Here is a 22,824-nt window from a genome sequence, read left to right on the forward strand (position 1 = left end):
TGGTTCGATTTAAATTTTGTTGATGCCTGCGGTGTCGTTGTATTTTGAGCGTTTCAATTCCACTATGGTTCGATTTAAATCACCAACACAAGACCAACTCTCACAATACCAATTTGGGTTTCAATTCCACTATGGTTCGATTTAAATTAATAGGTCTTGAGAAACTATATTATGCGATATTGAGTTTCAATTCCACTATGGTTCGATTTAAATTCTTATTATAGATGGAAAAGAAAGGCGTTTCCATCTCGTTTCAATTCCACTATGGTTCGATTTAAATAAATGGCAGAACTTGCAATGTCTGTCAAAGAAGCATGTTTCAATTCCACTATGGTTCGATTTAAATTAATACTGCTGCAAATTATGCAACTATTACTGATACGTTTCAATTCCACTATGGTTCGATTTAAATTGCTGCTCTTGTCTTTTCAAGTGCTATTTTTATTTCGTTTCAATTCCACTATGGTTCGATTTAAATTTAAGACTTCGTGATATTCTTGATATTTCTTCTTGAGTTTCAATTCCACTATGGTTCGATTTAAATCGATCTTGAGGATTTTGCTCACATAATAAAACGATAGTTTCAATTCCACTATGGTTCGATTTAAATTAAGAGTAAAAGTGGCACTTACTCAATTTGTTAAAAGTTTCAATTCCACTATGGTTCGATTTAAATAAATGCCTCAATCACTTGAGACAACTACATTTTACAGTTTCAATTCCACTATGGTTCGATTTAAATGGAAGAAAGCCAACCCAATTGTGATGACATACGATGAGTTTCAATTCCACTATGGTTCGATTTAAATATATTTCTTCTTTCTTCAATGCTTAAGTTTTGAGTCGTTTCAATTCCACTATGGTTCGATTTAAATAATGTAATTGAACCACTGAAAACACGAATGTGTCGTGTTTCAATTCCACTATGGTTCGATTTAAATTCCCTCGATTTTGCTATCCATTGCTGAAAATTGTTCGTTTCAATTCCACTATGGTTCGATTTAAATTGCTACAAGAGATGCAGATCGGATACAGTTTCATAACGTTTCAATTCCACTATGGTTCGATTTAAATGGTAAAACTGCAGCTTTAAAAGCGGCCTTAAGCGTGGTTTCAATTCCACTATGGTTCGATTTAAATCTGTTCTTTCTCGTCTATAAGAAATTCCATCAATATGTTTCAATTCCACTATGGTTCGATTTAAATATTTTAGACCTCCTTTTTTTCTTTGATTGTATCACAAGTTTCAATTCCACTATGGTTCGATTTAAATCAATTTAATCCAAATAATCAATATTGCGTCTTTGTCGTTTCAATTCCACTATGGTTCGATTTAAATCAGAAAAAGGGAAAAGGAAAGAAATAAAGGTTTAAAGTTTCAATTCCACTATGGTTCGATTTAAATATTAGGACATGCCATATTGCATGTAGATTTATCTATGTTTCAATTCCACTATGGTTCGATTTAAATCAAGCTGTAAGGTGTTTATAGCACAGATCCAGACAGCGTTTCAATTCCACTATGGTTCGATTTAAATTCAGAAGATGTTGGCAATCTTGCGGTACGAATATCAAGTTTCAATTCCACTATGGTTCGATTTAAATCTGCCGTTAGGGATAGACGAGCGACAAGTAGCAGAGTTTCAATTCCACTATGGTTCGATTTAAATAACCCCCATAGAATTGTTTCCTGCCCAGAAAATTGTGTTTCAATTCCACTATGGTTCGATTTAAATCAAGCTGTAAGGTGTTTATAGCACAGATCCAGACAGCGTTTCAATTCCACTATGGTTCGATTTAAATTCAGAAGATGTTGGCAATCTTGCGGTACGAATATCAAGTTTCAATTCCACTATGGTTCGATTTAAATTCTCTCCCCTTTCTTCTTCTCATCCACCAGTTTTAAGTTTCAATTCCACTATGGTTCGATTTAAATTGTACCTTGATGAGTATTTCCCCATATTTCAGCTTCGTTTCAATTCCACTATGGTTCGATTTAAATCTTAAAGCCAAAGCCAATAAGGTCAAACCACCAATAGTTTCAATTCCACTATGGTTCGATTTAAATCCATCTCTTTCCACGTATAAGCACTCATGTATGGATTGTTTCAATTCCACTATGGTTCGATTTAAATAGGTATTCCTAGAGCTATAGAGATAGCGAGGGATAATGTTTCAATTCCACTATGGTTCGATTTAAATCCAAGCGAATGTCAGGATTGGTTAAAAGAAAACAAAGGTTTCAATTCCACTATGGTTCGATTTAAATGTAACTCATACAAAATTATTACCATTAACTGAAAAGGTTTCAATTCCACTATGGTTCGATTTAAATAAATCCAAAATATTTTAATGCTTCAACATAACTCATGTTTCAATTCCACTATGGTTCGATTTAAATTTCCCAGTTCCATTATCACCAAAAACATTAACATTGGTTTCAATTCCACTATGGTTCGATTTAAATAAGGCGTCAACGATTATAGCTCGTTATCAATCAATGGGTTTCAATTCCACTATGGTTCGATTTAAATTCAAGCAGTTAAAAACAATTTACCTGATAATGGGAAGTTTCAATTCCACTATGGTTCGATTTAAATCAGTGGCAGCAAATGTGTTTACTGCATCAGCTACGGAGTTTCAATTCCACTATGGTTCGATTTAAATTAAGATTGAGTAGAATGTTGATAATGTCCAATCTGTGTTTCAATTCCACTATGGTTCGATTTAAATGCTAGTGATAAATTTATTGGATCTTTTTACGCTAAGTTTCAATTCCACTATGGTTCGATTTAAATTAAAATTTTCCCGCAATATTTGCATTTTTCAGGTTTGTTTCAATTCCACTATGGTTCGATTTAAATCTACCTATAAATGTGCATATCAACATTGCCGATTTGGGTTTCAATTCCACTATGGTTCGATTTAAATTTCTCTTTGATAATGAAAAAATTTAAATTTACTATCGTTTCAATTCCACTATGGTTCGATTTAAATTAAGTAAGGGGGAATATCTTTGTCTATTTTAAAAAGTTTCAATTCCACTATGGTTCGATTTAAATCACTACCATTTAGGGTATGTGTTGTCCCAGGGCTTAAGTTTCAATTCCACTATGGTTCGATTTAAATAAGAAAATGGATATACATTTGTAAAACCGAGTGAATGTTTCAATTCCACTATGGTTCGATTTAAATTAATCCATTTTGTGAATCTTCAATTAATGCAAAGTAGTTTCAATTCCACTATGGTTCGATTTAAATGCTTTTGAAAATGGGGTTCCGATGAGTGAACATCCTTGTTTCAATTCCACTATGGTTCGATTTAAATAGTTGCCTGACGCAAATCCTTGTTGTACTGCTCAAGGTTTCAATTCCACTATGGTTCGATTTAAATGGTACAAAGGGCGGGACATAACCGACCAAATACCAAAGTTTCAATTCCACTATGGTTCGATTTAAATCTAAACTTTGCACTTTTCATCATCGTTTCATACTGTGTTTCAATTCCACTATGGTTCGATTTAAATTTAATATTTTATGATTTTGAAGTTTTTAAATATGATGTTTCAATTCCACTATGGTTCGATTTAAATGTTATTTTCAAATTAAATACCCACAGAAAAAATCTGGTTTCAATTCCACTATGGTTCGATTTAAATTTCCCTTCGAAGCCCTAAATATATTGCCAAAGATATGTTTCAATTCCACTATGGTTCGATTTAAATCAACAATGTTACCTGTTACACTTTGAGGATATACAAGTTTCAATTCCACTATGGTTCGATTTAAATCCAAAAAATTTGCATAATATTACACACGTCCTTGTCTATATTTTACCATAACAATAAAACATTTATCAATATCTTAATTATTTGATACATGTTGAATAAATATACCATTTCCTCTTTCATATAACATCTAATATATATTGTAATCGTCATTATCAAATAAATTTCTCGTCGACATTCCGGATATTTTACATTGGGAGACCTCGACGAGAAATGAAACGTAATATTATGCATTAATAATTTCTATCATCCCAAAACCTGCACTATTTTTTTCGCCAATTCCACAGTTATAAGCAACTTTAATTAATTCCTTATTCCCTGACATTATGAATGGTGCCATATAGCCCTTTACAGGAATATTTTTAAAATTAATTAATTTACCCTTTGGATGTTTACTAATATATTCTTGATCAAATTCTATATTAATACTTAGATTATCCGGTAGTGTATTATTTAATACAAAATATTTTTCTATAATATTACTTTTTATATTATCTACAAATGCTTCATCATTTATCGATAGATTCCAAGGCACTTTCTTTCCATTTTTCATTTTAGCTGTAGATGAAATAACCGGTGAAAGGCATATAAATTTATTTACCTCTTTAAAATCAGGTTCTTTTAATGTTTCTACTAGCTTTATCTCAAATTTATAATCCTGTATTATCAAATAACTCTCATTTACAAGTTGTTTTACAAAATTAACTAAAAATTCAGCTTTTGGAGATGATATAAATAAATATGTGTTATCCATGAATTTTATATTTTCACGATCTACTTGAACATTTTTGCACCTCAATTGTGAAAATGTAAATAATTTAAATATCTTGCTACCATATTTATATCCTTCTTCATGAAGTTTTTCTGCATATTCTAAATTAGAATTCTTTAATATATGATAAATCCAAGATGATATAAAATAATTATAGTTTAAATTTAGTGACTTATCTTTTTCGGGTAGCAATGTTAATTTTATACGCATATATATCCCTCACAATATTTATAGTATATTAACGATTGGATTTTTCTCAAGCCCTAAGACTTTTTTCGTCAACCATTTTTCGGAACTTGCTGTATATATCATTACAGAATCATTTTCTAAATCAAGGTTTGATTTTATCCACAATTCGATTCTATTCAACTGGGCGTCCGTTAGCTCTCCTTCAAAAACTGAATTCTGTACCCAATTTAAATATGTTTTTAAATATTTATTGATTTTAGTCACTTTCTTTTCTTCAACATCATAAACTAAAAGTACATACATTTTACCACCACATTTTTAACCCTTCATATTTTTCTTCATCCAAAATATGTTTCATTAGCTTGTAACATTCTATGCGGATTAACCTACGGTAACTTACACTTCTGTTAAGTTTTGGATGTTTTATTATTGTATTTAGCTTTTCGTCATATTCTCTTTCAAATATCCTTCTACCATTATCATTTAAATAGCACATATTTAGATCTTCGTCAAAATGGTTCTTTTTTATCATTCCTTGATTTATAAGAGAAAAAATAATACGATCTACTATTATCGGCTTAAAAACCTCACTTATATCAAGACACAATGAAAAACGTCTCTCACCTGGCTCATGCAGATAACTTACTGTTGGATTTAACTGTGTATTATATATCTCTGATAAAACTGTTGTATACATAAGGGAATTACCAAATGATATAAGAGCATTTATCGGGTTATCAGGAGGATTCATAATTCTATTTTTAAAATCATATTCACCATTCGTGATAATCTTGAATGTTTTATAATATGTATTTCTAATCCTTCCTTCAACACCCATTAATTCCTTAACATCACGTACTATATCTATATTCTCCCTTTCCTTTTCGATAGATGTCACATATTCATCAAGTCCATCTTTTCTATTAGAATAATACTTTACATTTTTTAATATATTGTGTGATGCTGTTCTTATAAATTCTTTTGCAATTTTTAATCTCTCATCCATATCTTTATATTTTTCTACTTGCTTAACAAGCAAAAAGCCGGATGGAAGATATTCCCTGGGATAAAAGCTGCCTGTATAAAAGCCATAATAATTAAATAGATGTACTGTTATTTTATTCTGCGCTAAAAAATTGATTGCTTTTGAATTCATATCTATTTCACCAAATAGATATATTTCTTCTGTATTTTGTACAGGTATTGGTTTATTGCCCGCTTCACTTTCAAAATTGATTGTATTGTCTTTACGACTCAATCTACCATTGCTATTTATATAAATAATCTTTTTCATCGTCACCCTCCTAACAAAAGCACAGTTCAAAATAACTGCATTTCGAACATGCTTTGATTCTATTAACATTTGGAGGTTTATCCATAATTTTTATTACATTTATTTTTGTTATTATTTCTTTTATTTGCTTCTCATCTTCTTCGGATAAACAAACCTCTTCTTTTGTATGATTGTCCATATAATGAATTATTCCTGTCACACCATCTACCCCTTTATTTTTAAGATAATATATATAATACAAAATCTGATATCTTGTTGCATTCTCCATTGCTTTGCTTTTTTTTGTTTCATTTATTTGAAATTTCTTATTTATAAAATCGAGCATTACCATGCCATCTATTAATACTTCTTTGTGCTCTCTTTCGAAACTGTATTCATGTATGGCTTTCCCAATGTCAACATAATTTGAATTCTGTTCCATGGTAATTCCGTGTGTATATAGCCATAGTTTTCTTATGCAGACTAAATAATAATTTATTTCAGTACCTGTAATATTCATGATATCACCTTATAGAAAATTTGAACCATCGCTTTCTAATAAGCCGAGTTCATCATCATAGTCACACATTACCTCATAAACATCATCGTCTATTTTATCAGTCAAGCCCTTCTTTGATAGAGAAATAAACTTACCTTCCGAAATGCTCAAAATATAGCCCATTGCATCATAATATTTCTTTTCTTTTACCAAATTGAGATATAAATCTTTAAACCTAGTAGGAACTACTTCTCTATTATCAAAGAGTGAATAAAAATCTTCTTTAACTTGCTTATTATCTATAAAAGGAACTAAATTCTTTATTACATTTTCAAAGCTTTTTCTCGCTTGATTAAATTCTTCTAAATCACGTTCATCATAACCATTTTTATATACTTCATTAACAAGCTCTTGAATTGATTGTTCATCTAAAACGTCGCATTCGCCAAGTAATTTTATAGTATTGTTTAAAATCTGTTGATTTTTATAGATAAATTTATCAGCTTCCGATCCTTCACTAAATATATATATATTGCTTATCCCTTTTTCTCCCTTTCTGTTTACCCTTCCAAATCTTTGTATAAGAGCATCTATAGGAGCCGGTTCAGTAAATAAAACATCATAATCTATATCTAATGATACTTCTACAGCCTGTGTCCCAACAAGTATATTTACATCCTTTAATATGTTTTCTACTTTTTCTCTATCTAATAGGATTAATCTGCTATGAAGAAGCGCCCTACTTTGGCTATAATTTTTTAATTTACTATAAATGTTTTGCGCATTCTTGACGGTATTACAAACAATTAATATTTTTCTATTTCTTTTTTTAATCTCGTCTATAATTATGTCAATATTATCAAATATATTGCCTTTAATTATATTAATTCTATGTCTTTTTATCTTCCTTAGTTCTCCTGTATCTACGACAATTTCTGTATCAATGTTTAATTCGTTTTTAAACATGTTTTTTATAAAATCTGGTAGAGTTGCAGACATAATAAAAACTTCTGCAGAATAATTTTCTTTTAAATATTTTAAAATATCAATCAATAATGCAGTTGTATGAGGATCATATGCATGTATCTCATCGAGAATAAATAAACCTTCTGTCATTTCACCAATGTGTTGTTCATATCCTTTTACACCAAAAAAGTACTTTAGTATTTGAAACGGTGTCAAAACTTTATATGGTTTATAAAGTTTTTTTGCTAAGCTTTGTACATTTTTAACATATTTCTTTACAGAAACATAGTCCTCACTTAATTTGCTAAATTCTTTATAGAGGAAATATGATGATTTGCCATGTAATAATGCTACTTTACCATCGCCAATAGTATTAACAAATCTTTTATACATAGCATTAATACTAGCTGTATATGGCAAAACATAAAAAACTCTTTTACCTTTTATGCTATTTTGATTAAAATCACTCCATAATAATGAAGCTTCTGTTTTCCCATATCCTGTAGGTGCAATTAAAATAGCAGACCCTTTTGTTGTCATGGCTTCATATTGAACCTCTTTATATTGTTTAAAATTATATATAGACTTCATATCATTTACTGCTAATATAATATGATCGTATGAAGCAGATGATAGATGATCACAAGTTGTCAAAAACCCTTTTAACAACATCCTATTTTTTACATCTTCAACTTTTTTATTTTCATAGTCATTTAAATAATCAACAACCGTATATTTATAGGCATCAATAAGCATATCTAAGGAAACTTCTTTTAATATGATATCATGATAATATCCAAGATATTCATAACTCCAATCTTTTAATTGATTTAACATAAATTGGAGATAACTAAAATTTTTATCTAATTCTTTTAATTTATTTAAATAATTTTCTTGGCCTGTCGGGGATATGGTTGAATAATTCTCTTGTAATTCAAATAAATCTCTATGATGTGTTATAATCGCAAGTGCAATATTCTTTTTCACATTTTCAGGGTATTTAAGGCATGAAATAAAGCCTGCTGATAATATTTCATGCCTATAACCCCATTTCTCGCCCGTCATCAGCATCTTTTGAAAACCAACCGCTGCCTTACCGAAGTCATGTAAAAATATTGATATAAATAGATTTTCATAAAACTTTTCATTATCTACAATTTTGGGTATCTCAGGGAAAGCATTTCTAACGCTTTTAAATACATTTAAAGCACGTTTCGTATGTTCTATTAAAGTTTCTCCTCCATTTTCTATTCCCTTTGCAAGTATTTTTCTACCCATGTATAAATACTCCCCAATCCATTTCTTCATCATAAAGAAAATTATCGCCTTCATATTCTATAAAATCCTCTAATACATAAAATGGTTTTACACCCACTGCTTCTCGTGGAATATCATTTGTAAAATATGTTGGTAATGCTTGCAGTGGTCCCCATACCCCTTCTTCACCAAACGGTACAACACATTTACCTACTCTTATTTTGTTTTTATTTTTATGCAATTCAATCGTCTCTATTTTATCAACCATAACAAGGTCTGAGCTCCTACCAAGCAATAAAGGATAAACAGGTTTTTTAAAGTAATTTTCAAAATCCAAATTTGTCAGATATATGTAAAGATCTGGATTATATAAAAACTCTCTTTTACATACATTCGATACTACTCCTTTTTTACTTGATAGCATATATATTGTCTCTAAATCAGTAGATTTTGCTTCACTTTTCATAACATATCCTGCCGCAGTATCATCAGGTGTAGTATATTCTCCCCTTGCTGATGATAATAAACCATATATTGTTGATAATGGTGGTACAGGTAATGTTGGTTGATATCCTGTTATAAACATCGGATATCTAAATGAAGCTGTCCAACCTTTAATGTGCACTCTTAAGACTTTCATCTGTATCACCTCGTATAGAAATCCCTAATAATCTCCATAAAGTCAGATACAGCTTTATTAATTGATTGTAATTTTACACTAAATTTAAATCCTTGTTCACTATTGAGGCTTTTACATAATTCATCTAATTCATTATTATACTCATCTAAGAAGCCTTCTCTTTTACTAATAAATATATCTGAAATTATATTATCTTTATAGTCGAGTATAACCTCTTTTATTGCTTTAACATTTATATGTGCTTCACCTTGTACATCTTCAACTATATTCATAAAAATATTATTGCCACAATTAAGTATAGCTAACACTAAGAACTTCGGTGAGACATCAGTCAAATGGCTTGTCTGTTTAGCGCCGCCATAGAGGTATGGTAAAACACCTATAAGCTCACTGGCTCTTTTTGCTCTAACATCTGCCGGCAATACGACATCATCATTTTTGTCAATCGAGCAACCAGCTTCTTCCCATTTATCTTTATATAAATCTGTTATATTCATGTATCCTGTCTTATTTACCTTGCTAAACTTTCCAACCGCATCTAAATCAAGAGAAAATATTCCCTTCAAAACTGTTGAATAAAATTGATGCTCATATGGAACTGGATCACCTTCATGTCTTGCCATAACACCAAAGTCATTTACAATATTGACAGGTGCTACAGATATCAATGGAGAACATTTAAACGGGGAAAGCCTTGTCAATGTGCCTCCTTCTTTTTTGCCTTGAGCTTTCATATATCCAAAAACATCATCATCAGGATAATTAAATGGGTCAGCATTTGTAAATGCTATCTTTGCTTGCCTTTCAATTGGTGATAATTGCCAATCAAAAATATTTTGTAAAGAATCTCTGAACCAATATCTTACTGCTTGTCCTGAAACATAAACATATTCACCTCTTCCCCTTCTAATCTTTTTCACAGCTACTGTATTTTCAGTTTTTGAACCTATATCAGTACCAGCATTATTTAAAGCTGATGCAGGTGCATCTACTAACATAAATCCATTAACATTATTCATAGATTATATCCTCCTCTTCATTATCAATATTCTCCTCTTCGTCTGAAACTTCTATTTCTTTTGATTCTATAAGCCATTTATGAAGCTTTTCATATAATCTAAAAATTATTAAATCTTGGGTCTCTTTCCACGATAAGCTCTCATCTGGAAAAAGATAATTTTCGTAATCATCAAGTGTAAATAGCGGCTCTTCAAATCCTTCTGCTATCCTGTCTTTTATCACATACCTCAAAACATTTCTAAAATCACTATATGTTTTCGCATTTTCAATCTGAGTTAACCTTTTAACCTTATTTTTTGATTTTATTAAAAGAGCTATCTCGTCGCCTACCTTTTTTATAGCATCAAGCCTCTTTTGGTCCATGTCTCTAACCCCTTTCATATAATATTCAAGGAGGCTCCAGCCAACATAAACATTTCTTTCACCGTAATCAATAAAGTATTTTAATATTGAATTTCCTCTTAAAAGCCTCTCATAAATATCATTTTTAAGATTCTTATATTCTTCTTCATTATCTAAATTGATTTTTTTTGTGACAATATAACTTCTCTTAATGACCCTTTTCCAGTTATCTTTTTCTTCATGTTGCAATACATATGCAAGAAACCTAAAAATTTTATCTGGCATATCATAAATAGAAAGATTATCAATTGGCGGCTGATTATAATTTGTAAAATGATACATTCTTATACTTGTTTTATCATCTTGCCAATTCCTTCTATCATATGTCAATATAATATCAGATGCTAAATGAAATAAAGCATTTACAGTATTAAAAAATCCTTCATCCATACATCCAGTATAATTTTTCGATGCCTTTTGATCCTCTACTGAGTTTTTACATCTGTTGGCATATATTCTTAAAAAATCGCTATTATTAGACTGCAGGCAAACTAAATTACCACATTTATAAAAAACAAGTGGTGCAAATTGTATTGCAAGAACACAAGCCGGGCAATAATCGGCACCTTCTTTCCCATATGAAAAGAAGTTAATAAAATCGCTAGATCCAGTTAAGGGAATCTGTGTTTTTGTATATGGTTTATTAGAACTTCTTCTACCACACGCTATACAATTACCATCTGTATCAATGGGAACTATATCATCAATTAATTCATCTAAAAATTTTTTATATGCATCCTTTTTATCTTTTATACTTGGATTTGTAATCTTGCTATTGGGAAAAATAGAGAACATAATTTTATTCCAATTTTTCTCTAAATATAGCTCTGTAATTTCATTAGCCAAATTTTTTACATCGTCAATATCTATATCTTCTGGCTTATCTTTATTGGACCATACAAGCAAAGCTGTTATCCCTGCATCAACAAATGGATTCCCCGTATATGTAAATATGTTATTCATCCTTCTCACCTCCCCATAATTTCATTTTCTTTAATTATAATCTATAATGAGGACATAGTATGTCATTAAATAATGTATTCTATAAAAATTTCTATTTTCCTCTATAATTTATTACATAATATAACAAAATTCTAAAAATTATTTTGAAGTGAAATAAATATAAGAGATTCTTCGCTTCGCCCAAAATGACAAATGATAATGTACTAATTTGAATTATTATTTAAAGATTAGTTTATTACATTAACTCAGTATGATACAAATTTACTTGACATTACCAATTTGCAATGTTATTTTATTTATGATGGTATCCATATGGAGCCATACATAAGCATTGAAATTTTAATAGTTATGCCTCGCCAGGATCATATGACCGGGACGGGAGATAAAAATTGGTGTATTATGCCTTCCGTACGGAGGGTTTTTTTTATTATCTCCCAATTATAGAAGGGAGTTGATAGTATTGTCGGTTGGATTTATCGGGGCAGGTAAGGTTGGCACAGGCCTTGGTATTTTATTATCAAATGCTTTAATACAAGTCTCAGGATATTTAAGTCGCAATATTAATTCATCCATTAAAGCTTCATCATTAACAAATTCAAAAGCTTTTTTAAAGTATGAAGACATCATTAATGCGTCAGATATGATTATAATCAGTACGAAAGATGACAGTATAAGCGATATTGTACAAAAAATTTTAAAGTATAAGCATTTAATAGATGGTAAAATTTTTGCACACTTGAGTGGTTCAATTCCTATTGATGTCTTAAAACCACTTAAAGAATATGGATCACATATAATGGTTTTGCATCCTGTGCAAACATGCCCATCAATTGAGGCTGCAGTTTCATTATTGCCTAAAAGCTATTTCACTATTGAAGGGGATAATTATGCCGCTAAAGCCGGTATAACTTTAGTTGAATCAATAGGCGGCAGTCCAATAATGATTGAAAAAGTGAATAAGGCACTTTATCATGCGGCATGTGTTGTAGCATCAAATTATCTTGTGACATTAGTAAAATCAGCAAATGAATTACTAAAAGCTTCTGGATTCCCTGTAGAAAAATATCCCGATCTACTTATACCATTGATAAACGGAACTTTGAAAAATATCAAAGAAAAGGGGTGTGAAGCATCACTATCAGGGCCAATTGCAAGGTGCGATATAGAAACAGTAAAAAAACACGTAGTAAATATAAAAGATAGTGAGCTTTTAAATCTTTATAAGGTTCTTGGGAAAATGGCAATAAATCATTTTATGAAATCTGGCAATGGTAAAAACAAAAATATGATTAAAATGGAGGAGATTTTAAATGAATGATAAAGTTACTGTGTCAACTTTAAGAAAATATAAAGCAGAAGGAAAAAAAATAACCGCTTTGACAGCATATGATTATCCAACTGCGAAGATTCTCGACGAATGCGGTGTAGATATGCTATTAGTTGGTGACTCCCTCGGCATGGTAGTTTTAGGCTATGATAGCACTATCCCTGTTACAATGGAGGATATGGTACATCATACGAAGGCTGTTACAAGGGCAACCCAAAGAGCTTTTGTCATAGCAGATATGCCTTTCATGTCATACAACATTTCGAAAGAAAATGCACTAAGAAATGCAGCAAGGCTTATCGCTGAAGGTGGTGCACAATCTATAAAACTCGAAGGTGGGATAGAAGTAGCAGAGACAGTAATAGCAATTGTCAGTGCGGGTATACCTGTTGTAGGCCATATCGGGCTTACACCGCAATCCATAAATCAGCTCGGCGGTTATAAGGTTCAAGGTAGAGATGAAGAAAAAGCTTCGAAATTAAAAAAAGATGCAAAATCACTCGAAGATGCTGGTATTTGCGCTCTTGTACTGGAATGTGTACCAATGGAACTTGCAAAAGATATTACTGAAAGTATCTCAATCCCGACAATTGGAATTGGTGCAGGCCCCTATTGTGATGGGCAGATACTTGTAACACACGATATGTTGGGTTTTACACAAGGTCATAGGCCGAAATTTGTAAAACAGTATGCTAATATAGATAAAATAATCAGAGATTCTGTTAATAATTATATTTCTGATATTCAGAATTATTTATTCCCGACTATAGAAAATTCATTTACTTTGAGAAAGAAGGATTCAAAATGATAGTTGTTGATAAGATTGATGATGTGAGGAAAATAGTAAAGAAGCAAAAATCACAGGGTATGTCGATCGGCCTCGTCCCAACTATGGGATATCTGCATGAAGGTCATCTTTCATTGGTCAAAAAAGCGAAGGAGAATTCAGATTTTGTATGTGCAAGTATATTTGTAAATCCGATACAATTTGGACCAAATGAAGATTATGATAAATATCCAAGAGACGTCAAAAGAGATGTTAAACTTTTGGAAGAGAATGGCTGTGACCTCGTCTTTATACCATCGGTTGAAGAAATGTATCCGAATGAAAGACTTACAACAGTAAGTGTAAGTAAAATCACAAACAAACTATGCGGTGCATATAGACCAGGTCACTTTGTTGGTGTATGCACTGTCGTGACAAAGCTTTTTAATATTTTCACACCAGACATTGCAGTTTTTGGTCAGAAAGATGCACAGCAGGTTGCAGTAATTAAAAAGATGGTTGATGATTTAAATATTCCTGTAAAAATAATCAAAGCACCTATTGTCAGGGAAAAAGATGGTCTCGCATTAAGCTCAAGAAATATTTATTTAGATGCTGATGAAAGAAAAGCCGCATTAGTTTTAAGTAAGTCGTTAAAAGAAGCAAAGATTATGCTCGAAAAAGGTGAAAAAAATGCTTCGCTAATAATTAATATTGTCAAGGAAGTATTAAAACAAGAGCCATTATGTGAAATTCAATATGTATCATGTGTACATCCAGATACACTTGAGGATTTGACAACAATAGATGATAGAGCACTTATTGCATTAGCATGTTATATAGGTAAAACAAGATTAATCGATAATCTACTATGGGGTGAGGATATCTAATGCAGAGATTCATGATGAAGTCAAAAATTCATAGAGCAACAGTCAAAGATGCAAATCTTAATTATATGGGATCTATCACAATAGATAAAAAGCTTATGGAACTTGCTGATATATTGCCAGGCGAAAAAGTACAAATCGTAAATAACAACAATGGTGCAAGATTTGAAACATATGTTATAGAAGGTGAAGAAAACTCAGGCATGATATGTTTAAATGGCGCCGCTGCAAGATTATGTATCCCAGGTGACACGATCATTATTATTTCATACGCAATTATGGAGGATAATGATGCAAGGAATTATAAGCCGAAAATTGTCTTTGTTGATGAAAATAATAATCCAAAAGAATAAAAGACAAAATCCATTTTATATGAAGGTTCGATAAATCGAACCCTTTTTTATTTGTTTAATTGATTAAACACTTACAATCAGGATTGCTTATTAAACCTAAAAGTCTTAACATTAAAATCCTTTTGATAAATCATCAATCTAGTTTAATACTCGCTCTCTTTCGCTGCTTTCCAGTGCTATCATCAATAGATAAACCCGGTTTATTTAAATTGACTTGCTTTATCCAATCCAAGACATAATCATGTCTGTCGATTATTGTTCCGTATGGCACAAATATAACCAATGATATTTTTAAAATAATATAAATTTCTTCATTAACCCACCTTTTTTTCTCCCCATGTTTATCATTATATAATATTATGTATAATTTTACTAATTAATTAATTATTAAATTTTTTAATAAAATAAAGTAAGCATACAAATATTGTATGCTTAATAATAAATTTATTCTACTATTATTTTGTTATAAGATTTTTTACCCTTTCTAACAAGCATATAGCCATTTTTAAATAAATCCTCCGTAATTAAAGTATCTATATCATTAATGTTGACATCATTGACATAAAGCCCGCCCTGTTTTATAAGCCTTCTCCCCTCACTCTTTGAAGGAATTATATTTGTCTTAACAAGTACATCAAGTAAGTTTGTATTAATCATGTCGTGAGGAATTTTTAATGTTGGGACATTGCTCAAATCTCCACTTTTCTCAAATAAAGCTTCTGCCGCCTTTTGTGCCTTATTTGCTTCATCCTCTCCATGTACAAGCTTTGTTACTTCATATGCCAATACTTTCTTTGCTTCATTTATTTCTTTATCCTTTAGGGAACCAAGCCTCCTTACTTCATCCATTGGCAAAAATGTAAGCAATGAAAGGCACTTCTCAACATCGGAATCATCTACATTTCGCCAGTATTGATAGAAATCGTACGGTGGCGTCTTTTCAGGGTCAAGCCAAATTGCTCCTTTTTCAGTTTTCCCCATTTTCTTGCCCTCGCTTGTAGTAAGCAAAGTAAATGTCATACCATATGCTTGTTTACCTTCTTTTCTCCTTACGAGGTCAACACCAGCTAAAATATTTGACCATTGGTCATCTCCACCCATTTCAAGAATGCAGTCGTATTTCTGGTTTAACATTAGAAAATCATATGCCTGCATGAGCATATAATTAAATTCTAAGAATGATAGTCCTCTCTCAAGTCTTGTCTTAAAACACTCCGCTGTCAGCATCTTATTTACAGAAAAATGTATACCTATATCTCTTAAAAATTCTACATAATTTAGGTTCAATAGCCAATCAGCGTTATTTGCAAGGATTGCCTTCCCACCACTAAAGTCTATAAAGCGGCTCATCTGCTTTTTAAATGATTCAGCATTGTGTGAAATCTCTTCCTTTGTAAGCATCTTCCTCATATCTGTCTTTCCTGTTGGGTCGCCCACCATTGCAGTGCCACCGCCAATTAATACAATTGGCCTATGACCGGCTCTTTGCATATGCGCCATCACCATTAGCTGCAGAAAATGTCCGACATGTAGACTATCTGCTGTCGGATCAAATCCAATATAGAATGTTACCTTCTTTTTATCAAGTAATTCTTTTATTTCATCCTCGTGTGTCATCTGCTCAATAAAATTTCTTTCTTTAAGTATATCAAATACTGACATTAAATGACCTCCTGTTTTTTTCTTTCTATTTTATCAAAGATTACAAATAAATTAAAGTTATCTCTCTATATACCCCTTTTTAATTGAATCTTCTAATATTTCATTTATAAATTTCCATAATTCCGGCGCTATTTCACTTACAATTTTATTTCTTTCAAGTACTTGGTAGCTCTTAACACCGTGTTCTTTCCATGAATGGCCCTTCGTATAATAATTATGTAATATTGGCTGAATTCTATCAAGTGCAGACGCATATTTAGCATCCGGTGTTTTACGTTCCTCAAACTCTTCCCACAAGGCTCTTATCTCTTTCGCCTGATCATCTGGCAATATATTGAATATCCTATCAGCGGCTTTTTTCTCCCTGTCAGACTTATCGAGGTATCCTTTTTCGTCGTACACAAATGTATCACCTGCATCAATCTCAACTATATCATGTACCATTACCATTTTGATGACATGACATACATCTACCTTTTCATTTGTATACTCTGATAGAAGCATTGCCATCATAGCAAGATGCCAAGAATGTTCCGCATCATTCTCATGCCTTGAACCATCCATCAATAGTGTTTGTCTAAAAACTTGTTTTATTTTATCAATTTCTACTATGAATTCTATCTGTTTTTTTAATCTATCGCTATCCATTGTATTACCCCTTTTTGTTAGTTATATGAATATTATATCACTAAAAAAAAGAAAACACATATCAAATCGATATGTGTTTCTTGAATCAATTCAAACAAGGTACCTGTTCCTTTATTTGATCAAAAATTTTTTATATTACTTTTTTCCTTTTTCTTTACATAATTTATAAGTCCGCCTTCAAGCAATATTTCTCTATTTCTATCTGTCACATCTAGATCCACTTTAAATGTATAGCCTTTAGTTTCATTTAAAACGGTGATCTTATCCTTTGACATAACCTGTTTTATTACATTGTCAATCCTAAGCACGTCACCTTGCTCTATCTTGTCATAATCATCAGCATTTACAAATGTCAATGGAAGTATACCACTATTGATAAGATTTGCCTTGTGGATCCTTGCAAATGACTTAGCAATAACAGCCTTGACACCAAGTTGGAGCGGTGCTAATGCTGCATGTTCACGGCTGGAACCCTGTCCGTAATTATTACCACCAACGATGATTCCACCACCATACTCAACCGCCCTTTTTGAAAATTCAGGATCGATTGTTTCGAAGCAATGTTTCGATAGTTCGGGGATGTTTGATCTCAATGGCAATAATTTAGCATTTGAAGGCATTATATGATCTGTCGTTATGTCATCACCGACTTTTATCAAGACTCTTTTTTCTATATCACTAAGTGGTGCATTTAGTGGGAAAGGTTTTATATTTGGTCCCCTCACGACTTCAAATTCGTCTGAATCTTTTGGAGGCTTTATTATCATATTATCATTAACAATAAATTTTTCAGGCATTTCTATCTTTACCTCTTCCCCTAATTCCCGAGGATCGATTAGATATCCTGATAATGCAGATGCTGCTGCAACTTCTGGGCTAACAAGATACACCTTAGCAGATTTTGTACCACATCTACCGTAAAAATTCCTATTAAATGTTCTAAGTGATACAGCATTTGTTGCTGGTGCCTGACCCATACCTATACATGGTCCACATGCACATTCTAATATTCTGGCGCCAGCTGAAATCAAGTCAGATAGTGCACCATTTTTTGCAAGCATATTTAAAACCTGCCTTGAACCAGGCGATACTACAAGGCTTACACCTTCTGCTATCAGTCTTCCCTTTAAAATAGATGCAACTTTCATCATATCTGTATAAGAGGAATTTGTGCAGGAACCTATAGCGACTTGATCTACTTTTACTTTACCGGCGTCTTTTACCTTTACGACATTATCAGGGCTATGTGGTAGTGCTACCATAGGTTCAAGCTCATCGAGGTTTATTTCAACAACTCCATCATATTCTGCGTCACTATCTGCAAAAATTGCCTCAAAGTCGTCTTCCCTTTGTTGCGCCTTAAGAAATTCGTAAGTTTTGAAATCTGAAGGAAAAATAGATGTTGTTGCGCCGAGTTCAGCTCCCATGTTTGTGATTGTAGCTCTTTCAGGCACAGATAGTGTAGCAACACCATCACCCGAATATTCGAATATCTTACCAACTCCACCTTTAACGGTCAGCCTTCTCAATAATTCTAATATTATGTCTTTTGCAGATACCCATGGTTTAAGCTTTCCAGTTAACTTTACATTTATAATCTCAGGCATTATAATTCTATATGGTTCACCTGCCATGGCAAGTGCAACATCGAGGCCACCTGCACCAATTGCCAACATGCCGATACCGCCGCCTGTTGGTGTATGGCTGTCAGAGCCTAAAAGAGTCTTTCCGGGTTTCCCAAACCTTTCGAGATGTACTTGATGACATATGCCATTGCCAGGCCTTGAAAAATATATTCCATGTTTTGCTGCAACAGTCTTTATATAATTATGGTCATCAGCATTTTCAAAGCCTTCCTGCAACATATTGTGGTCAATGTATGCAACAGAAAGTTCTGTTTTTACTTTGTCAACGCCAAGAGCTTCCAACTGAAGATATGCCATTGTACCTGTTGAATCCTGTGTCAATGTCTGATCAATTTTAATAGCTATCTCGTTTCCTTTAACCATCTTTCCTTCTACTAAATGTTTGCTTATTATTTTTTGTGCTAAATTCACTAGTCATCCCCCTTATTCTGTATTTACATAGCTTTTTTTGCAGAAATATGCTCTTCATATAGATATATCAATTCTTTATCAAACAGCGGTCTTTTAAGCTGTATTGATAGACTTCTGACATACGGTAATAGTTCTTTTGCTTCGTCTTCCGGCAATACCCTTCCATATTCTTTGAATTTATTGACAAGTGCTGCTGTGCCAGAATGCTTGCCTATGACTATTTGTCTCTCGAGTCCCACTTCATCAGGATCAAATATCTCATATGTGTGAGGGTCTTTTAATGCCCCATCAACATGTATTCCTGATTCATGTGCAAATACATTTGTGCCAACAATCGCTTTCCACGATGGCAATTGCCTTCCTGATGCAGTTGAAACATACTCTGAAATTTCTCTAAATTTCCTTGTATCTATTCCAATATCATGTTTATATACATGCTTTAATGCCATTACAACTTCTTCAAGTGCAGCATTTCCTGCTCTTTCACCAAGGCCGTTTACAGTGACACCAACAAAATTTGCCCCTGCTTTAAGTCCTGCTAATGCATTTGCAGTTGCCATACCAAAATCATTATGTGTATGCATCTCAATATCTATATCTATAGCATCTTTTATTTGTTTTATCATATCATAAGTTTCAAATGGGTCTAAAATTCCGACTGTATCACAGAATCTTAACCTATCGGCACCAGCCTCCTTTGCACATCTTGCAAATTCAATAAGAAAGCTTGTGTCTGTTCTTGAGGCATCTTCTGCATTTACAGAAATATAAACACCTTCCTTTTTTGCAAAATGTACAGCATCTGTCATATGATCTAAAACCCACTGCCTTGAAGTTTTAAGTTTGTGTTCAATATGAATATCTGACGTGGAAATTGAAATTGCAACGGCATCAACACCGCATTCTAATGATTCTTTTACGTCATTTATAACAGCTCTATTCCATGCCATTATACTCGCATTTAAACCGAGTTTTGCAATTTTTGCAATCGTTTCTTTCTCGTCACCGCCCATAGTTGGTATCCCAACTTCTAGCTGGTCAACACCTATTTCATCAAGCATCTTTGCAATTCTTATCTTCTCACTATTAGCAAATACAACACCAGCGGTCTGTTCTCCATCTCTTAGCGTCGTATCAACAAGGTATATCTTGCCATCTTCTTTTTTGAATTTCATCGAACTTCCCCCTTCATAATTCAAAAAAAACCTTATGTATATATTTTATTCATTTAGTTATATAAAGTCAATAGTTTTTGCAATTTTGTGCTTATAAAATTGCAAAAACCGGATTTCATTAATGAACCCGGTTTTTTAGACATTGTTTATTAACCTTTGTATATTTATTGCAAGATATCCTATTTCATCTTCTGGTACATCTTTCTCAAGGTAATTTTTTATAATTAATGCTACATTTAATGCTATTTTATACGCTTTTTTAAATTTTCTTTTAATTGGTGAAAGTAGCTCATTTGATATCGGCATGTCACTTTCTATTCTATTTATTGCAACCAAACTTTTGTAGCTTTCCAATGCCTTTCATGTAAAATTCCTCCTATTAATTTATTTTGGCATAAAAAAAAGCCGGAAAGGTAAAAATTTAACCTCACCGGCTCATGCCTGTTTTACCAGTAACACACCTTCATATTTATATAATATCATAATGTGACAAGATTGTAAAGCATTTATAGCATCTTTACTGCATTTGTAATGATTTGCATATTTGTCTTTTGCTCTTCTGTAAATGTGACCTGATTTTTTACGTAATCTAAATTTTTTGTGTTATTTTCGTCGACTTTATTAATCATATCAAGCAACTGTTCTGATGAAGCTAGAAGCTCCTCAACCTGCGCAGATATGTTTTGTGATGCTCCCATAACATTTCTTACGGCCTGCAGTGTTTTGTCAGAACCTGCGGCTGTTTCACTTGTCACATTTGATATACTGCCTATTATTTGAGATATTTTATCAAATCCATTTTTTACTTCATTAAATATGTCAAGTACCTTATTAACTTCGTCTGCAGCCTTCCTTGAATTGTCTATATCATATATAACGCTATCGATAGTTTTTCCAGTGTAGCTAGTTATGTTTTCTATAATTTCTCCTATTTTCACTACGCTTTCTGTTGATTGTTTTGCAAGTTTTCTTATTTCATCTGCGACAACAGCAAATCCTTTCCCGTATTCACCTGCTCTCGCAGCTTCAATTGCAGCATTCAATGATAAAAGATTTGTTTGATCCGCAATTTCTGAGATAGCTGATAATATTTCTCTGATTCCTGCCATTTTTTTATCAAGTTCTTTCAATTCGTTTGAAGTATTCTTTGAACTTTTTAGGCTTTGATTTAGCGTATCTATAAGTTTTCTTACTACATTTCCTTGAACTGCTACATTTTCTTCAATTTCGTGAATCTTGTTAATCGCATCGTTCATATTATTTATTAGATTTTCAGATGACTTTGATAGTTCCTCATTTATTTCTGATACATTTACAATTGATGATGCTACTTCATTAGCATTTTCGGCAATTGTATTTATGCTGTATGTAAGCTGTTCAACACCATCTCTTGACATCTTAATATTCTCTGTATTTTCCTCAGACATCTTTTTTAGCTCTATAGAAGAATCAAGAACTTTCTTTGAGTGTTCCATTGATTTATTTACTTCGCTATTTATTTGCTTTGATAGCTTTTTAAGTCTTCTAACTGTTAAGATGGAATAAATAATAATTACAATTACGCAAAATATACTTATACTAACAGATATTTTAAATATTTTGTCATTGCTATCTATCATATCATTAAACATAGGTAAAAAGCCTTGAGAATATTTATTGCTAAAGTCGCTCATATTATTCTGTATCTGTGATACATAAAAATTTATTTTTACAACTTTATCACTATCAACCGTAGAATCGTATTTTTCTGATAGATTATTGACAGAATCTTTTAGGTTATTCATGTTCTCATTGATGTTATCTACATCCTGTTTTAGCAATGGATATATTTTAGTACTCTTAAAATCATCTAAAACATTTTTTATGTTTGAAATATCTGCAATTAGATTATTTAAATCAGCATTTAAAGAGTATTTATTTATTTGTCCACTTGTATAACTATTTAAATCTGTTAATAGTGTTCCGCTATATTGTGCAAATTGTACCTGTGAATTTGATATATTTAGTATTTCATTAACAACAAATCTTCTTAAATTAGCTATATTGTTTTTTGTGTTTAATATACCGACATTAACAGTTATTGATAAGGCTATAATTAAAATACCGATTACTACAAATGCTCTTATAAGTTCTCCTCTTAATGTTTTAACCATTTTCATCCCTCCAATATAAACCTATAC

Annotated in this window: 18 protein-coding genes and 1 CRISPR repeat array (1 of these 19 only partly in view); of the genes, 4 read left to right on the forward strand and 14 right to left on the reverse strand. The window is 32.0% G+C overall.

Features of this window, described 5'->3' with window-relative positions; translation table 11 throughout:
• A CRISPR array of direct repeats spans positions 1-3,791; the repeat unit is 30 nt; unit sequence GTTTCAATTCCACTATGGTTCGATTTAAAT (it extends 15,469 nt beyond the left edge of the window).
• A 223-nt stretch (positions 3,792-4,014) separates the two neighbouring features.
• From cas6 to cas8a1, 8 genes are read right to left on the reverse strand one after another with little or no spacing between them, the layout of a single operon-like run.
• Positions 4,015-4,770: a CRISPR-associated endoribonuclease Cas6 gene (cas6, locus tag CPG45_RS03255; protein WP_096230610.1), complete on the reverse strand. Its 756-nt coding sequence runs from the start codon at positions 4,768-4,770 to the stop codon at positions 4,015-4,017.
• Positions 4,771-4,788: 18 nt separating this feature from the next.
• Entirely contained in the window at positions 4,789-5,052 is a 264-nt protein-coding gene (cas2, locus tag CPG45_RS03260; protein ID WP_096230611.1) for a CRISPR-associated endonuclease Cas2, read from the reverse strand.
• Between the two features lies 1 nt (position 5,053).
• The gene (gene cas1b, locus CPG45_RS03265) at positions 5,054-6,043 is read right to left on the reverse strand and encodes a type I-B CRISPR-associated endonuclease Cas1b (RefSeq protein WP_096230612.1); all 990 of its coding nucleotides are present in this window, start codon (positions 6,041-6,043) and stop codon (positions 5,054-5,056) included.
• A gap of 10 nt (positions 6,044-6,053) precedes the next feature.
• Positions 6,054-6,542 carry a CRISPR-associated protein Cas4 gene (cas4, locus tag CPG45_RS03270; RefSeq protein WP_231968964.1) on the reverse strand — a complete coding sequence of 163 codons (489 nt, stop codon included), beginning with the start codon at positions 6,540-6,542 and terminating at the stop codon, positions 6,054-6,056.
• A gap of 9 nt (positions 6,543-6,551) precedes the next feature.
• Positions 6,552-8,765, reverse strand: a complete 2,214-nt coding sequence (locus tag CPG45_RS03275) for a CRISPR-associated helicase/endonuclease Cas3 (RefSeq protein WP_096230614.1) — start codon at positions 8,763-8,765, stop codon at positions 6,552-6,554.
• Positions 8,758-9,384 (reverse strand): type I-B CRISPR-associated protein Cas5b, encoded by a 627-nt coding sequence (cas5b, locus tag CPG45_RS03280; RefSeq protein WP_096230615.1) that lies wholly within the window; start codon positions 9,382-9,384, stop codon positions 8,758-8,760. The genes CPG45_RS03275 and cas5b overlap by 8 nt, the downstream gene beginning before the upstream one ends.
• 5 nt (positions 9,385-9,389) lie before the next feature.
• Positions 9,390-10,403 carry a type I-B CRISPR-associated protein Cas7/Cst2/DevR gene (cas7i, locus tag CPG45_RS03285; RefSeq protein ID WP_096230616.1) on the reverse strand — a complete coding sequence of 338 codons (1,014 nt, stop codon included), beginning with the start codon at positions 10,401-10,403 and terminating at the stop codon, positions 9,390-9,392.
• Positions 10,396-11,769, reverse strand: a complete 1,374-nt coding sequence (cas8a1, locus tag CPG45_RS03290) for a type I-B CRISPR-associated protein Cas8b1/Cst1 (protein ID WP_096230617.1) — start codon at positions 11,767-11,769, stop codon at positions 10,396-10,398. The genes cas7i and cas8a1 overlap by 8 nt, the downstream gene beginning before the upstream one ends.
• A gap of 460 nt (positions 11,770-12,229) precedes the next feature.
• On the opposite strand from cas8a1, the gene CPG45_RS03295 reads away from it, so the two are divergent.
• Genes CPG45_RS03295 through panD form a run of 4 tightly spaced genes read left to right on the forward strand, consistent with a single transcriptional unit; the run spans position 12,230 to position 15,102 of the window.
• Complete coding sequence (locus tag CPG45_RS03295; protein ID WP_096230618.1) at positions 12,230-13,087, forward strand: Rossmann-like and DUF2520 domain-containing protein; 858 nt, start codon at positions 12,230-12,232, stop codon at positions 13,085-13,087.
• Positions 13,080-13,904: a 3-methyl-2-oxobutanoate hydroxymethyltransferase gene (gene panB / locus CPG45_RS03300; RefSeq protein ID WP_096230619.1), complete on the forward strand. Its 825-nt coding sequence runs from the start codon at positions 13,080-13,082 to the stop codon at positions 13,902-13,904. The genes CPG45_RS03295 and panB overlap by 8 nt, the downstream gene beginning before the upstream one ends.
• A complete protein-coding gene (panC, locus tag CPG45_RS03305; protein WP_096230620.1) occupies positions 13,901-14,752 on the forward strand; it encodes a pantoate--beta-alanine ligase in 852 nt (283 codons plus the stop codon). The genes panB and panC overlap by 4 nt, the downstream gene beginning before the upstream one ends.
• Positions 14,752-15,102 (forward strand): aspartate 1-decarboxylase, encoded by a 351-nt coding sequence (gene panD, locus CPG45_RS03310; RefSeq protein ID WP_096230621.1) that lies wholly within the window; start codon positions 14,752-14,754, stop codon positions 15,100-15,102. Before panC ends, panD begins: the two co-directional genes overlap by 1 nt.
• A gap of 444 nt (positions 15,103-15,546) precedes the next feature.
• Here the strand turns inward: panD and tyrS are convergent, their stop codons facing one another.
• The 6 genes from tyrS to CPG45_RS03340 form a co-directional block, all read right to left on the reverse strand.
• The gene (gene tyrS, locus CPG45_RS03315; protein WP_096230622.1) at positions 15,547-16,764 is read right to left on the reverse strand and encodes a tyrosine--tRNA ligase; all 1,218 of its coding nucleotides are present in this window, start codon (positions 16,762-16,764) and stop codon (positions 15,547-15,549) included.
• Positions 16,765-16,821: 57 nt separating this feature from the next.
• The gene (locus CPG45_RS03320; RefSeq protein WP_096230623.1) at positions 16,822-17,412 is read right to left on the reverse strand and encodes an HD domain-containing protein; all 591 of its coding nucleotides are present in this window, start codon (positions 17,410-17,412) and stop codon (positions 16,822-16,824) included.
• Between the two features lie 119 nt (positions 17,413-17,531).
• Positions 17,532-19,469, reverse strand: a complete 1,938-nt coding sequence (locus tag CPG45_RS03325; RefSeq protein ID WP_096230624.1) for an aconitate hydratase — start codon at positions 19,467-19,469, stop codon at positions 17,532-17,534.
• A gap of 23 nt (positions 19,470-19,492) precedes the next feature.
• The gene (nifV, locus tag CPG45_RS03330) at positions 19,493-20,644 is read right to left on the reverse strand and encodes a homocitrate synthase (protein ID WP_096230625.1); all 1,152 of its coding nucleotides are present in this window, start codon (positions 20,642-20,644) and stop codon (positions 19,493-19,495) included.
• 135 nt (positions 20,645-20,779) lie between these two features.
• A complete protein-coding gene (locus tag CPG45_RS03335; RefSeq protein WP_231968965.1) occupies positions 20,780-20,998 on the reverse strand; it encodes a PRD domain-containing protein in 219 nt (72 codons plus the stop codon).
• 152 nt (positions 20,999-21,150) lie between these two features.
• Positions 21,151-22,797 carry a methyl-accepting chemotaxis protein gene (locus CPG45_RS03340; RefSeq protein WP_096230626.1) on the reverse strand — a complete coding sequence of 549 codons (1,647 nt, stop codon included), beginning with the start codon at positions 22,795-22,797 and terminating at the stop codon, positions 21,151-21,153.
• Positions 22,798-22,824 lie beyond the last annotated feature (27 nt).

The organism is Thermoanaerobacterium sp. RBIITD (assembly GCF_900205865.1).
GTDB lineage: Bacteria > Bacillota > Thermoanaerobacteria > Thermoanaerobacterales > Thermoanaerobacteraceae > Thermoanaerobacterium.

What these genes read in the sequence shown, in the direction of transcription:
- cas6 (WP_096230610.1), bottom strand. Translation starts at nt 4,770, where the DNA reads ATGCGTATAAAATTAACATTGCTACCCGAAAAAGATAAGTCACTAAAT.
- cas2 (WP_096230611.1), bottom strand. Translation starts at nt 5,052, where the DNA reads ATGTATGTACTTTTAGTTTATGATGTTGAAGAAAAGAAAGTGACTAAA.
- cas1b (WP_096230612.1), bottom strand. Translation starts at nt 6,043, where the DNA reads ATGAAAAAGATTATTTATATAAATAGCAATGGTAGATTGAGTCGTAAA.
- cas4 (WP_231968964.1), bottom strand. Translation starts at nt 6,542, where the DNA reads ATGAATATTACAGGTACTGAAATAAATTATTATTTAGTCTGCATAAGA.
- CPG45_RS03275 (WP_096230614.1), bottom strand. Translation starts at nt 8,765, where the DNA reads ATGGGTAGAAAAATACTTGCAAAGGGAATAGAAAATGGAGGAGAAACT.
- cas5b (WP_096230615.1), bottom strand. Translation starts at nt 9,384, where the DNA reads ATGAAAGTCTTAAGAGTGCACATTAAAGGTTGGACAGCTTCATTTAGA.
- cas7i (WP_096230616.1), bottom strand. Translation starts at nt 10,403, where the DNA reads ATGAATAATGTTAATGGATTTATGTTAGTAGATGCACCTGCATCAGCT.
- cas8a1 (WP_096230617.1), bottom strand. Translation starts at nt 11,769, where the DNA reads ATGAATAACATATTTACATATACGGGGAATCCATTTGTTGATGCAGGG.
- panB (WP_096230619.1), top strand. Translation starts at nt 13,080, where the DNA reads ATGAATGATAAAGTTACTGTGTCAACTTTAAGAAAATATAAAGCAGAA.
- panC (WP_096230620.1), top strand. Translation starts at nt 13,901, where the DNA reads ATGATAGTTGTTGATAAGATTGATGATGTGAGGAAAATAGTAAAGAAG.
- panD (WP_096230621.1), top strand. Translation starts at nt 14,752, where the DNA reads ATGCAGAGATTCATGATGAAGTCAAAAATTCATAGAGCAACAGTCAAA.
- tyrS (WP_096230622.1), bottom strand. Translation starts at nt 16,764, where the DNA reads ATGTCAGTATTTGATATACTTAAAGAAAGAAATTTTATTGAGCAGATG.
- CPG45_RS03320 (WP_096230623.1), bottom strand. Translation starts at nt 17,412, where the DNA reads ATGGATAGCGATAGATTAAAAAAACAGATAGAATTCATAGTAGAAATT.
- nifV (WP_096230625.1), bottom strand. Translation starts at nt 20,644, where the DNA reads ATGAAATTCAAAAAAGAAGATGGCAAGATATACCTTGTTGATACGACG.
- CPG45_RS03340 (WP_096230626.1), bottom strand. Translation starts at nt 22,797, where the DNA reads ATGGTTAAAACATTAAGAGGAGAACTTATAAGAGCATTTGTAGTAATC.